Origin of the sequence: Ferroplasma sp., assembly GCF_031200575.1 — an archaeon.
GTDB lineage: Archaea > Thermoplasmatota > Thermoplasmata > Thermoplasmatales > Thermoplasmataceae > Ferroplasma.
The window spans coordinates 314,712-327,813 of record NZ_CP133597.1 but is presented as its reverse complement, the minus strand read 5'-3'; the positions used below and the strand labels follow the sequence as shown (position 1 = coordinate 327,813).

Below are 13,102 nucleotides of genomic sequence, written 5' to 3'. Positions count from 1 at the left end.
TTATTCACCCAATATATGAATTATTGATGAGGCACCGGTGCCTGCCATGTTATGCAGCAATCCATATCTTGCGTCCTTTATCTGATTGTCCCCCGCCTTTCCTGTTAACTGGCGGTAAGCATCAACTGCCTGCCCGACTCCAACTGCACCATAAGGGTCTCCCTTTGCCTTAAGTCCACCAGATGGGTTTACAGGGAGGCGCCCTTCAAGTTTAATATCATCGTATACCATTTTGCTGGCCTTACCCTTTTCTGCAAATCCCAGGTCTTCAAGTTCTAGTAGCCCGTATATTGAAAATGAATCATGCACCTCCATGAATGAGATGTCATCCCTCTTTATGCCTGCCTTCCTGAATGCCTTTTCAGCTGCGAGTTTTGTGGATGTGAGCGTATATATTGACTGCCTTGATCCAACAGATAGATAGTCCTCTGCCACTGCTGAACTCAGTATGTGCACTCCCTCCTTTTTATTTTTCTTCATATAATTTTCCGAGGCAAGAACCACTGCTGCAGCGCCGTCGCTCAGGGGGGAACAGTCCATCATATTAAGCGGGTCTGCCACGGCGGTTGCGTTCATGGCCTGCTGCAGTGTCAGTTTGTTCCTGAACTGTGCATCCGGATTTCTAGACCCGTTCAGATGGTCATTAACGGAAAACATTGATAATGCTTCCTTATCAACATTAAAATCATGCATATACTTTCTGGCTATCAGTGCGGCCATGGCAGCAGGTGTGGCACCAAAAAAGGCCTCCCATTCACGATCAAGTATGGAGGATGATTTTTCAAGTATGTCGCTGCCATGGATATCTGTCATTTTTTCAACTCCTCCTACAATCACCACATCATACTCCTCAGATTTTATAGAAAGGTATGCATCCCGCAGGGCAGCTGCTCCCGAAGCTGTGGACGACTCGACCCTCAACGATGGGATTCCATCAGCTGAAAGACCGGAAAAATCTGCTATCAATGCACCAATATTTTCCTGTTTATTTATAATGCCTGCCAGTGAATTGGCACCGTAAATGGCATCCACATCCTTTGAGTATATGCCCGCATTTTCAACTGCCTTCAATCCTGCCTCAACAGCCAGGTTTCTCAGAGACTTATCCCACAACTCACCGAATTTTGTTTCTCCGGCTCCAATAATATATACCTCATTACTCAAGACTTTCACCCATAACAATTATTTTTCTGAACTTTGTGTATATTGCATAATCAATAAATGTAACATTCTCTATCATCTTTCTCACACCAGGTGCGTTTTCCCGCTTATAGGTTTTCATGTTCTCCGTTATGGTTATATCAAAAGCGTCAGAACCTGCCCCGGAACCGAAGGAGACTGCCAGTATTCTATCCCCTGGCTTTGCCTCATCAAGTATTGCTGAAAGCCCGGTCATGGTTGACCCGGAATATGTGTTTCCTATATACGGCGTAAGCAACCCGGTTTTATACTGATCTTCAGTGAAACTCAGCATTTTTGCAACCCTTGTTGGGAATTTCCCATTGGGCTGGTGGAAAACAACGTAATCATAGTCACTGCTCTTTGTCCCCATTCTTGACATCATGGCCTTTGCCGCAGCAACAACATGTTTGAAATAACCAGGTTCGCCGGTAAATCTTTCACCGTGCCTTGGATATGGCTCTCCTTCTCTTCTCCAGAAATCAGGTGTATCGGTTGATACAGATAAAGTATCGTTGATTTCTGCAATAACATCATCCTTGCCAATAAGCATGGCTGTACCTCCTGCTGATGCGCTGTATTCAAGGGCATCTCCCGGGGCACCCTGTGATGTGTCTGACCCTATGGCAAATCCGTATTTTATATAATTGGCATCAACCATTGCCTTTACATTCTGCATTCCTGCGGTACCGGCCTTGCAGGCAAATTCATAATCAGCAGCGAAATATTCCAGCGGCATCCCTATAGCGGCTGCAACAACCGTTGCTGTGGGTTTTACAGCGTACGGATGGGATTCTGATCCGACATAAATGGCACCAATATCATGAGGATTTATCTTTTTTCGCTTCAGGGCATTCCTTGCCGCCTCCACAGAAATTGTGGCAACGTCCTCATCCGGTGCAGGCACTGATTTGCTCAGTATAAAGAGATTGTTTTTCATTTTTTCCGGATCATCGCCCCATATTCTGGCAATTTCCTCGGGTTTAATTCTGTATACAGGAACATATGAACCGTAACTAACTATTCCAGACATAAGTGGATAGTATTAGGAAATATATAAAAATTCACGTTAGATAATTCGTTGATTAACGATTTAAAATTGTTTTTTCTGCCATGAAAGTATTATAGTTTAAATGGTTTATTAAAAATATTTAAATAGAACTTCTCGTTGTTATAGTATGGTAGCTATAGATGTGGGAGAAGTGATATTAATTCTTGTCCTGATAATAATTGTTGCAGTTATACTCTCTGGTATACATATATTAAAGGAATGGCAGAGGGCACCGGTTTTAACACTTGGAAGATACACGGGATTGAAGGGGCCTGGAATTGTTTATGTGACGCCAATTATAAGTAAGATTACAGTAGTTTTATCAACGAGAATACAGGCGGTTGCGTTTAAGACAGAGTCTACATTTACACAGGATAACGTTCCGGTAAATGTTGATGCAGTTATGTATTTCCAGATAATCGACCCGGACAAGGCAGTGCTTAATGTTGAGAATTATGCAGCAGCAACACAGCTTGCAGCACAGACAACATTGAGGGAGGTCCTGGGAAAATCATCTTTCGATGAAATACTGTCAGAGAGGGAGAAAATAGGTGAGGCGGCAAGGCAGATAATTGATGAGAAAACAGAGCACTGGGGAGTGAAGGTCTCATCCGTGGAAATCAGGGATGTCCTTGTACCGCAGACACTGCAGGACGCAATGTCCAGGCAGGCTGCTGCTGAGAGGGAAAGAAGGTCCAGGGTAACACTTGCACTGGCAGAGGTAGAGGCAGCCGGTAAAATGGTTGATGCAGCCAAACAGTATGCAAACAATCCAACAGCCTTCCAGCTGAGATGGATGGATATAGTATACCAGATCGGGCTTGAAGGAAAGGGATCTCTTATAATGATACCTCAAAATGTACCCACAGTAGGAGATACATCACAGTTCTTTACAGCAACCGCGCTGAATAATATATTGAGCAAGAGTACCGGAAATGTTGGCAACAGCACTATATCCGGGAGTAAACCATAATTAACTGGTCTATTGTGAGTTCCCCGGGCCTCTTTTCTGAGAAAGGCCCGTTATAATTTAGTATTGTTGATAATTTTTTTCTTCTCATTGTAAATATTTTTATCAGAAATGCATCAAAATTTTTTATATCAATATCGTAGGGTTTTTTCCTGATTTCTATTATTGAGGAATCCACACCGGGCACCGGAGAGAATACCTGCCTGTTAACACTGGAAATTATTTTTATATTTGACCTTAGGCCAGCGTTTACAGATAACCTGGAATAATCTTTTGTGCCAGGTTTGGCAACCAGCCTTAATGCGAATTCTTTCTGGACCATCATTACTGCCGATTCAAAGTTAAAATCCAGCAAGTGGAAAAGTATTTGCGATGATATATTGTAAGGTATATTTCCTATTATGTGGCTATAATTTGCAGGCTGGATATCCAGGAAACTTTCTTTTAGAATTTTAAACTTACCTGTATAAATGGATTCTGCATGCTTTATTGCAAGGCTTTCGTAAAATCTATGATCAGGTTCAACTGCAGTAAGTTTTACAGGATATGAAAGAAGTATATCCGTAAGTATTCCATCTCCCGGGCCTATTTCAAGAACCTCATCACCGTCCTTAATTGCCAGTAACCTTATCTCCTTGGCCGCAATATTCTTATCCCGTAAAAAAACCTGCCCGAATTTTTTGGGAAAATTTCCGGTCATTTTGCAACAAATAACTTATATTTCTCGTATCTGTTCTGCAGTTCGTCCATGATCCTGTTAACGATCATCTTTTTCGGGTTATGCACGCTCTTCACCCGTTCCATAATATCATCAAATGAGGTGAATGGCCCATTTTTCCGTTCTTCAAGGATGGCCCACATGCTCTTGTTACCCAGCCCGGGAAGGAGCTCAAGGGTATGCATTCTTGTATTAACAGCCTCGGCATTATTGAAGAAATCAATAAATCTCTTCTGGTTTCCATCTATTATATTCTCTATTGCATATGGCAGTTCGCTTACGGCAGCGCTGGTTAGCTCCTTAAATGTGATCCTCCTTTTTATCGAAATAATTTTGTCCCTTTTTTCTGGAGATTTCCCTATATATATCCTGTCTCCAACTGTAATTACGGCATCAGGTTTTGGAACGATTTCAAGAAGCTTGAATTCATTTTCCCCTATTGCTATTATGAGCGGCGACTTCCTGAAATTTTTATCTTCTGCCCTGCCCTGTGGCAGATAATCGATTATATAAGCATATTCTTCCATTTACAAACCCTTGAGTATATCTAATATACTATCTAAAACTTTGTTATCAACGTTGATATTATATGAGTTCAATATGGCTATCAATTCCTCGGGGGTTGCAGGTTTGATGTCAATTATTTTTGTTATTACTTCCCTTGAAAATCTATGTACCTTCCCAATATCAGCATAAAGCTGTGCAATGTCGGTATCACGGCCATACTTTAAAAATTTCTCAACGTATGCGAGGGTGGCGTTCTCCGTGGGGGTTCTGTCTTCCATGCCTGCTAATAAATCGTACACCTCACTGTTGGTTTTATAGGTTATTTTCATTGAGGCAACCTCTTGAGGTGGACAGGAGCAGATATTATCTTTCTCTCGGTGTTGCCTATTTTAATTTTTAAAACGTAGCAACTTCCCTGCATACCTATGATTTTTCCTGTTCTCCCCTGGAAGTTATGGAAAGGCATTCCATTCTGAATTGCTGGGTCTATTACAACAGCCACTGTTTCGCCCACTTCAAATTTCTTTAAAAGGCTGTTTACCTTCGGCATACCCCTCTGTTTTATCTTCTTAGTTAACTTGCTTCTTGAACCGGATCTGGTTCCATTGGACATTCTTGTCATGTTTATTCACCTCATTATTTTTATTACATCAAGGCTTTTTACTCTCAATTCTTTACCATAGATAGATGACATGCTCGGTACTGTTCTGCCATTATCCCCATTGATAAGCTCCTTAATGTATGTTCCTGACTGGGAACAAATTTTTATTGTGGCTTCCTTATCATGTATATCTTCTATATTTATATATTTTATTTCTTTTTTTCTTATTAGGTCAGCACGATTTCCAATTACTCTTGTTGGGGTTCTCTGTGAAATTACAAGATTTTTGAATTGATTGGCGGTATTTTCCATTTTATCTCTGGATATATTCTCATCGCATTCCACCGTTGCCATATATATCTTATCATACGCTGCTTCCTTTATTTCCCGGATTTTATTTTTGCTGGAAAATTCAACATTGGAAATGTATACCCCTGAATCAGACAGGTTAACCGCATTCATGAACTCTTCCAGATTTATATCCCTGTACACAGGATCATCTACTTCCATTACAAATTCACGTCCATTGCCGAGCATCATAACATCCACATCCTCCCTCCCTGAACCGTGAAGCTTGTAATTTTTCCCGCCGGTATATTTTAACAGCAATTCACCTATCACAGATTCTATTGAATCACCAGTGCCGTTTATCCACCTTGTCTGTGGTATGTCCCGGCGTTTTTTTAAGTATGTCCCATATATGTAAAGAGGTCTAACTATTAGGCTCACACTGTCATACACAGTATTTATTTCAATCAGTATATCAGGATTTTTAGAGAATTCTTTCCCTGTATGATCAGAGAAATATTTTCCGAACTCGCGGTTGAATTCTTTCTTTATGCTTTCACCCTTATTCCCGTATTTGTTCTGTATTTTCTGCTCCTGAATCAGTATATCCGGGTCGAACTTGGATCCTATCAAAAATGTGCTGTACTCCATGCTGCCTATGGCATCAACTGCCATGTTCAGATACATGTCCAGGTTACTGAAGATTCCGTTGCATATATAACATTTTTCAGGAATATCAATCTCCCCGAAAAATGCCCGGTAAGTGAATACCAGTTTCTGGCCCCGATCATAGTCTGTCAATCCAGTATCAATGGAGGCGAAAATTCTGCCGGTGCATCTCATGCAAAGTTTATTTGAGAATAAGTCCTGAATATCGTTCATAAAAATAAAAAAATTATCTGGCCTTCACAACTTTTTCAATGCTGGGCCTTTCCTTGATAAAAACTCTTGAACCACATTCACATTCGATATCAGTGGTTCCGAATGATTTTTCAAGCTGTCTACCACATCTTATACATTTATACATGGTTGTTTATCTCCTTTACAGTCTCGCTGCTATATTCCGGTGTATAGGACCCACCGGCAAATTTATAGCCGCAATGCCTGCATTCCCATATCCCATTGGCAACTCTCTTTACCTTTTTCTGCTTACATGAAGGGCATATATAGAAACTGGTTTTCTGCTTGTAGACCTTATTCCATGCCTTTCTTACCGTAACACCGTACCTTGGACCAAAACGACCAGAGGCCCCTACTTTTACTGTGTGTTTTGTCATATATTCACCTTAAATATGTTTCCCTTAACTTGTTACCTATATTACTTGATGTTTTTATAGCTTTCCTTATTTCATCAAGGGAGAATTCTCCTATATCACCCTTCTGCATTGCATGTATATTATGATCCTCTGAGATTGTAACGGTAATCCTGCCATTTGAAACCTGTTCCTCTTCCAGATCTGGATCACACACAAGTTCATCCCCAATTTTTACCATTGTAACAGAAACAGGCGTTGCATTGACCGGAAGCGCATAATCCTTCTGCCCGATCTTTGAGGCGGGTACAACAGTATTTTTCAATGCGGTAACAGCCGCAAGCGTTGCAGCGTCTATTATATTGCCATCGTAGTTCAGGACATCTATATCCACGAATATCATCCAAACACGCTTACCGGATTCTATTACAAGTTTTGATGTGTCTACCATCTTGCTTTCCCTGATACCCCTGTCCACAACTCTGGAGTACTCTATTGCCTGCTCACTTGGAGGGCCTGATTCAAAGGTTGGGAATGCCATGGGGAGCAGCTCTATGTTGAGGGCCATGACGCCACTGTCCGGAGAATCCTCAAATGGGTCTCCCTCCTCCACCTTTATGCCTGCCACAACCTTTGTCTTCCCTATTTCTACCATTGCAGAACCTGCTGCCTTTGGCACAAAATTTTCTGTTATCTTTATTTCCCTGTAATCATCCAGGCGCCTTCCATCCAGGCGCTTTCCTGTTTTTATACTTTCAAGTATGAATCCTTTTCTGATTTCTGATAATACTGCACTTGCATCCATAGGCATTTTATTCACCATCCTCTAAACTGTATTTATCCATCAATGCATTCCTCTGTATTTCTGAAATGCGTGGCATTGCCTCCATCATCATTGAAGTGGCCTGATTAAATTCTTCCTCTGTAACATCCCCATCAAGCTGAAGCAGGACAACCTTGCCTGTTCTTGGCAGGATTGCCATGGGTATATCGGCCTGCCCAAAATTATCCTCATCCTTGGAGAGATCAAGAACAATTTTACCATCCGCCTTTCCAGCTGTGCAGCCAACCACAAGATCCCTCATGGGAACTCCTGCATCTGCCACTGCCACAGAGGAGGCAGTAAGGCTGGCTATTCTTGTACCTGCATCGGCCTCAAGAACCTGAATAAAAACATCCACCTCTGCCCTGGGAAGTTTTTCCAGTACAATAGCAGATGAAAGTGCCTCAGAAACCACCTTTGATATTTCCATGGTTCTCCTGTCCGGGCCCGGGCGCTTCCTTTCCTCCACAGAATAGCCTGACATATTGTATCTTGCCTTTACTATTGCGCGGTCTATATTCTGTGCATGCTTCGGGTATGCTTCCCGTACATAAACTGCCACAATAATCTTGTTTGCACCCCATTCTATAAATGCTGATCCGTCTGCCCTGTCCACAACGCCTGTTTGTATCTTAATCGGGCGCATTTCATTGGTTGCACGGCCATCCAGCCTGAGTCCATCATCTCTTATAAGTTTAATATTTCCTTCCATTAATTTTCACCCTTCATCTTCTTCAGGTATTCTTCCATTCTATCTGTTAAGCCAATTGTATGGGCCTCCTTTTCCACTATTCTAATTGCATCAATAGCCTTTTTCACATTATCTATTTCCCCATCGACCCATATGAATCCATTCTGCCCAACTATTATTTTTGTATCAGTATAGGTCTTTATGATATTGATCATGTTTCCGCCCTTTCCAATAACCCTGGGTACCTTGGGGGGCTTAACCGATATAATTCTTCCTGTTTCAAGCTTTCTCATTCCATTATCCCTCAGTGAAATCCAGCTTTCCTTTATTTCATTGGACACTGATATTCTTGCATAAACGTAGTCCCCGACCTTAAGGTATCTTTCAAGGTCCCCTGAGGAAACATGCCATGGGGTATCGTTCATATGCAGCAGTGAATAATAGGGGGAATTTATATCAACAGTCCACATTGTTGGGCCGATATCCATTATCTTCCCAATGATTTTATCATTTACCCTGGGAAGGTAGGGGCTGTTGAAAGGAGCCACATCAACAAATTTCTCACTTTCCTGAATAACTCCAAAGTATTCAGAGAAGAATTCTGAATTATATTCGTACATGCCATTTCGGGGTTTTAAATCGCCTGTTTCTATTTTATCCCCCGGATAAACTATTTTTTTTGTCTCCAATTGAATACACCTTTTACTTTATGAAATATACCTTCGTAATATATTTATCTTTGTCATTAATTTAAAATTAATATATAAATAATTTTAATACGTGCATGTTTTTAAATTATTTTAGCAGTTTTACGTCTGCCTCTCCGTTTGTTTTCCTGTTGACCAGGTCTATCAGATCGCCCTGCATGCCGGCCGGTATCTCTATAACGCACATATACTCTCCTGCATTTGACCATTCCTCCTTAAGTATAATCCCCATACGTGATAGGTCTCCATAGAGCCTCCCGTAGGCATCCCCGGATAACCTTACAGCCAGCCTGGCCTTTTCCATTCTTATGGGTATTAACGGCCTTATGGCCTTGAGTACCATCTGAACCTGTTCCTCAACACTTTTAAAGGGATCTATGCGGACCTTTGCCTCGTCCATGGCTTCCTCAATCCTTATTGCAGGTATGGGTGTGTTGGTCTGTGGATTTATTGCCTCCCGGACAATCTCATTTATAACCTGCCTCCGTTTTGTCTCCAGTATCTCCTTTCTCTGCTCGGTTGTAAGCTGTATCTGCCCCCTCTTCACTATTTCTATCGCAATCTGGGCTATGTCTGTGGTTTTGAACACCTTCTTGAGTATTTCTTCATTGGTTCTTTCACCTTTCTTCGCGTCCTTGAATACCTCGGGAAGCGCCAGATCATTCTCAATATCTATTTTGCCCTCACGTATTCTGGAAGTTGCATCAGGATCCACGAGAATTTCAAATTTATAACTTTCATATTCAAATCTTGCGATTACTGCCTCATCTGTATTTACCATAAATGATAATAGTTTATTTAAATAAAAAATTATACATTTACCTTTTTTCTTGGTATGGAGGCTATGAGAAAGAATATTGCAGCGACGCTTGCAACAAGGACAAAAACAAATGATAGCCTGTGATCAAAAATAAATAAGGACGCAAACAGTGTACTGCCAAGGAATCCCGATATTGCTTTCCCTGTATAGAATACGCCATTATTTGCTGTTGAGAATTTTGATCCAAAAATATCCCCCACCAGGGAGAAATACATTGATATCATTGCACCGCCAAAAAATCCTATGAATATTATGGCAAAGAGGTATTCATGCAGTATGAGGAATACAGAACCCAGTATAAGAAAGAGGTCTATGATCATAACCACCCTAATTCTGCCTATCAAATCGGATATATAACCCAGTATTGGCCTGCTGACACCGCTGAGCAGTGGAAACAGGGAGACCAGCACCGTGAATTCGAAGAGCGGCAATGTTTCCCCGAGATAGCCAAAGGAGGCTGATACAACTATAAGGGGAACGCTTCCCAGGATGAATGACATGTATAGAATCCAGAATCTTTTGTTTCTAAGGTTTTTTGACGTTTTCTCACCGGTCATGGTACCGGATTCAGGGTATTTTGCCATTATGAGAAGTGCCGGCAGCAGGATTATTTCTGCCACACCTATTATAAGCATGGGAGTTCTGAATGATACAGCACGGGCTATGAATATGTTGGCAATTGCGGCACCAAGGCCGAATCCAAGAGAGACAAAACCCACAGCAAATCCCCTGCGGCCACGGAACCATTTTACTGCAAGGTTTGTGGCTATACCATAAAGGATTCCTTCTCCTATGCTGCCCAGAGACCATAGTATATAGAATAGGTACAGGCTGTGTATAAATGATGTCCCTATAAAGCCGGTTGCAGAGAGCAGGGCAGACAATATGCCTATATTCCTGGGACCGTTTCTATCAGCAAAGTACCCACCTATCCCCTGAAATCCTGTAGAAAATATTGCGAATAATGTAAAGGCAAGTTCAATCTGTACCAGTGATACATTGAGCCCTGTCTTCAGGAGTGGCTCAAAAACATTCCAGGAATACTGGTACAGTGAATTAAAAGACATAATAACTATTCCTATGACCAGATAGCCCCTTCTCACAGCAAGAAATTTAATAACCTGATATAAACGTTACTGACATTTTACTGGGCCTTGGCCTTTCTCCTCCTCTGGATAAACCTGTGAACTGAGAATGCTCCCCAAACAGTTTCTATAACACCGAATGGATACACGCCTGCCAGCGTTCCGTACACTGCTGAGCAGAAACACATAATTGCAAAGAGGAGTGAATAAACAGGAGATCTTGATTCCATCAGATAAAATACCATCATCATGGCAAGCACCGTAGACCCGTATACCGTCAAAGCCGTAATTAACACAGACATATATTTGAATGCAGTAAAAATAATTACGTTTTTAAATTATTACAAAAATTGTGGTTCCCAGCAATATGGCTGCAACGAGGTAATCAATTCTTTTCGGGGTAAGGGTTGAAAGTTTCTTTATCAGTATCCTGCTCAGTGCAATTGTTACCAGAAGGAGTGCAGCTGCCGATGCAATTACAAAAACTGACAGTGTAAAATAAACGAAATGCATGCCGTAGACAACTGCAATCAGTATAATCGGGACTATTGCAGGATCCGGGATAATGCTCACAAATAGTATAGACTTTTCAATTTCCCTGTTTTTTTCAGTTTTTTCTTCATGCCTCGCATTGAATATTATATAAAGGGCAACAAAAACAAGAAGGGCCACGGCAAATAATTTTAAGTCCAGTTCAGGAAAGAAGTACATCCCAACAATTGCTATGGCGAATGAAAGTATGGCAGAAAATATTCCATGAATCAGGCCGAGGCTGAATGAAATAAAACCTGTTTTTCTGGTTTTCAGCTTCCTGCTTATAGAATATGATAAGATGGGGGTCCAGTGGTCCGGTGCAATCATATGCAGGGAGGCTATCAGAATTGATAAACCCAGTACTGCCACGGGAAGAATGAGGTAAAGTTCCATCATAGGCATCGAATAAATATATTGTATATATTGTTATTGCCAGGGGAATTGCATAAAACTCAAAAATTATTTTAAAAAATTGTTAAATATTAGGTAGGTATGGTTAAACAATGGAAAAGATTGAGGTAAAAAATCCTGGCCAGTATTATGTCAACAACTGGATAATTTACGATGCACTGGATGGGCCCGCAATAGATGAGAACAAATGGTCTCTCCGTATCACAGGGCTGGTGGCAAAACCCGCAGAGTATACATATAAAGAACTGAACAGAATGAATGGAATTGAATATATATCCGATTTCAACTGTGTAACAAAATGGTCAATAAAGGAGGCAAAATTTACAGGGCCATCATTGAGGGATCTAATAATGAAATCAGGACCGGCACCTGAGGCCGAGTGGGTTATGTTTGTTTGCGCAGATGGATATGATACACCTGTTCCATTTGATGATGCAGTGGATGAAAAAAGCATACTGGCACTGAAAATAGATGATAAGCCACTTGGAATCAAACACGGGTTTCCAGCAAGGCCGTTTATACCTTCTCTATATGGGTGGAAGAGTGCAAAATGGATAACAGAAATCAGATTGATGGAAAAATATGAGGATGGTTACTGGGAAGCCTATGGTTACCATGAAAGGGGAAAAGTTGAGGACCAGGAACGATTCAAGGGATTTGCCTGGAAGAAGATTAGAAGGCATTCAGAAATAGATAAATGATCTATTATTTTATCAGAAGTTCCAGTGGTGCATGATCAGAACCGGTAACACTTTCCAGTATTCTTGAATCCTCAACGTGACCCATGAAATTCTCACTGACAACAAAATAATCTATACGCCAGCCTATGTTTTTTTCTCTGGCATTGAACCTGTATGACCACCAGGAATAATGCCCTGGCTCTTTATGAAAATACCTGTATGTATCAACATATCCATGTGATAACATTTCTGTCATAGATTCCCTTTCCTCATCAGTGAATCCCGGGTTTCTTTCATTACCCCTGGGCCTTGCAATATCAATTTCCTCATGTGCAACGTTGAAGTCCCCCGTAATTATTACCGGTTTTTTCTCCTTTAGCCTGTCAATATATGCCAGAATTTCCTTATTGAATTTGATCTTAAAATCAAGCCTGGGCAGGCCATGCTGGGAATTGGGGAAATATGAATTTATCACATAAAAATTGTCATATTCCAGGGTCTGCGTCCTTCCCTCGGAGTCAAACTCGGGATTCCCGATCCCTTCCTGATAGTTCAATGGTTCATCCCTTGTCAGGGCCATTGTGCCACTGTAACCCTTCTTATCTGCAGAATTTATATATATTTTATATCCGAGATGATGTATCTCCTCCGGAATATTGAGCTTGTCCACCTTGACCTCCTGCATGAGCAATATATCCGGATTTTCACCTTTAACTGTATCTATAATTCCGTTTTTTATGGCAGCCCTCAGCCCGTTGACATTCCACGACATAATTTTCATGGA

Annotated in this window: 19 protein-coding genes; 2 read left to right on the top strand and 17 right to left on the bottom strand. The window is 41.2% G+C overall.

Annotated features, from left to right (window positions below; translation table 11 throughout):
- Nucleotides 1-1,173, bottom strand: coding sequence for a thiolase domain-containing protein (locus RE471_RS01845; RefSeq protein ID WP_309215071.1), 1,173 nt, complete (start codon nt 1,171-1,173; stop codon nt 1-3).
- On the bottom strand, nt 1,157-2,212 hold the full coding sequence (locus RE471_RS01840; protein WP_309215070.1) for a hydroxymethylglutaryl-CoA synthase: 1,056 nt from the start codon (nt 2,210-2,212) through the stop codon (nt 1,157-1,159). The genes RE471_RS01845 and RE471_RS01840 overlap by 17 nt, the downstream gene beginning before the upstream one ends.
- A gap of 145 nt (nt 2,213-2,357) precedes the next feature.
- Between RE471_RS01840 and RE471_RS01835 the strand changes: the two genes are divergently transcribed.
- A complete protein-coding gene (locus tag RE471_RS01835) occupies nt 2,358-3,203 on the top strand; it encodes an SPFH domain-containing protein (RefSeq protein ID WP_309215069.1) in 846 nt (281 codons plus the stop codon).
- On the opposite strand, the gene rsmA is transcribed toward RE471_RS01835, so the two are convergent.
- The 14 genes from rsmA to RE471_RS01765 form a co-directional block, all read right to left on the bottom strand.
- On the bottom strand, nt 3,181-3,900 hold the full coding sequence (gene rsmA, locus RE471_RS01830; RefSeq protein ID WP_309215068.1) for a 16S rRNA (adenine(1518)-N(6)/adenine(1519)-N(6))-dimethyltransferase RsmA: 720 nt from the start codon (nt 3,898-3,900) through the stop codon (nt 3,181-3,183). The two genes, RE471_RS01835 and rsmA, sit on opposite strands and share 23 nt — an antisense overlap.
- The gene (locus RE471_RS01825; RefSeq protein WP_298279173.1) at nt 3,897-4,445 is read right to left on the bottom strand and encodes a DUF655 domain-containing protein; all 549 of its coding nucleotides are present in this window, start codon (nt 4,443-4,445) and stop codon (nt 3,897-3,899) included. Before RE471_RS01825 ends, rsmA begins: the two co-directional genes overlap by 4 nt.
- Complete coding sequence (locus RE471_RS01820; RefSeq protein WP_309215067.1) at nt 4,446-4,754, bottom strand: hypothetical protein; 309 nt, start codon at nt 4,752-4,754, stop codon at nt 4,446-4,448.
- The gene (locus RE471_RS01815) at nt 4,751-5,047 is read right to left on the bottom strand and encodes a 50S ribosomal protein L21e (protein ID WP_298279169.1); all 297 of its coding nucleotides are present in this window, start codon (nt 5,045-5,047) and stop codon (nt 4,751-4,753) included. The genes RE471_RS01820 and RE471_RS01815 overlap by 4 nt, the downstream gene beginning before the upstream one ends.
- Before the next feature lie 6 nt (nt 5,048-5,053).
- Nucleotides 5,054-6,196, bottom strand: coding sequence for a tRNA pseudouridine(54/55) synthase Pus10 (locus RE471_RS01810; protein WP_309215065.1), 1,143 nt, complete (start codon nt 6,194-6,196; stop codon nt 5,054-5,056).
- A 13-nt stretch (nt 6,197-6,209) separates the two neighbouring features.
- The gene (locus tag RE471_RS01805; RefSeq protein ID WP_298279164.1) at nt 6,210-6,341 is read right to left on the bottom strand and encodes a DNA-directed RNA polymerase subunit P; all 132 of its coding nucleotides are present in this window, start codon (nt 6,339-6,341) and stop codon (nt 6,210-6,212) included.
- Nucleotides 6,334-6,591 (bottom strand): 50S ribosomal protein L37ae, encoded by a 258-nt coding sequence (locus RE471_RS01800; RefSeq protein ID WP_298279162.1) that lies wholly within the window; start codon nt 6,589-6,591, stop codon nt 6,334-6,336. Before RE471_RS01800 ends, RE471_RS01805 begins: the two co-directional genes overlap by 8 nt.
- Nucleotides 6,592-6,595: 4 nt before the next feature.
- Nucleotides 6,596-7,378 carry an exosome complex protein Rrp42 gene (gene rrp42 / locus RE471_RS01795; RefSeq protein WP_309215064.1) on the bottom strand — a complete coding sequence of 261 codons (783 nt, stop codon included), beginning with the start codon at nt 7,376-7,378 and terminating at the stop codon, nt 6,596-6,598.
- Between the two features lies 1 nt (nt 7,379).
- Nucleotides 7,380-8,102 (bottom strand): exosome complex exonuclease Rrp41, encoded by a 723-nt coding sequence (gene rrp41 / locus RE471_RS01790; RefSeq protein WP_309215063.1) that lies wholly within the window; start codon nt 8,100-8,102, stop codon nt 7,380-7,382.
- Entirely contained in the window at nt 8,102-8,770 is a 669-nt protein-coding gene (gene rrp4, locus RE471_RS01785; protein WP_309215062.1) for an exosome complex RNA-binding protein Rrp4, read from the bottom strand. The genes rrp41 and rrp4 overlap by 1 nt, the downstream gene beginning before the upstream one ends.
- A gap of 106 nt (nt 8,771-8,876) precedes the next feature.
- Nucleotides 8,877-9,569, bottom strand: a complete 693-nt coding sequence (locus RE471_RS01780; protein WP_309215061.1) for a ribosome assembly factor SBDS — start codon at nt 9,567-9,569, stop codon at nt 8,877-8,879.
- 29 nt (nt 9,570-9,598) lie between these two features.
- Nucleotides 9,599-10,675, bottom strand: coding sequence for an OFA family MFS transporter (locus RE471_RS01775; protein WP_375379267.1), 1,077 nt, complete (start codon nt 10,673-10,675; stop codon nt 9,599-9,601).
- Nucleotides 10,676-10,752: 77 nt separating this feature from the next.
- On the bottom strand, nt 10,753-10,995 hold the full coding sequence (locus RE471_RS01770; RefSeq protein ID WP_309215058.1) for a hypothetical protein: 243 nt from the start codon (nt 10,993-10,995) through the stop codon (nt 10,753-10,755).
- A gap of 31 nt (nt 10,996-11,026) precedes the next feature.
- Nucleotides 11,027-11,623 (bottom strand): hypothetical protein, encoded by a 597-nt coding sequence (locus RE471_RS01765; protein ID WP_309215057.1) that lies wholly within the window; start codon nt 11,621-11,623, stop codon nt 11,027-11,029.
- A 107-nt stretch (nt 11,624-11,730) separates the two neighbouring features.
- On the opposite strand from RE471_RS01765, the gene RE471_RS01760 reads away from it, so the two are divergent.
- Nucleotides 11,731-12,339: a sulfite oxidase-like oxidoreductase gene (locus tag RE471_RS01760; RefSeq protein ID WP_309215056.1), complete on the top strand. Its 609-nt coding sequence runs from the start codon at nt 11,731-11,733 to the stop codon at nt 12,337-12,339.
- Between the two features lie 4 nt (nt 12,340-12,343).
- On the opposite strand, the gene RE471_RS01755 is transcribed toward RE471_RS01760, so the two are convergent.
- On the bottom strand, nt 12,344-13,099 hold the full coding sequence (locus RE471_RS01755; protein ID WP_309215055.1) for an exodeoxyribonuclease III: 756 nt from the start codon (nt 13,097-13,099) through the stop codon (nt 12,344-12,346).
- Between the last annotated feature and the right edge of the window lie 3 nt (nt 13,100-13,102).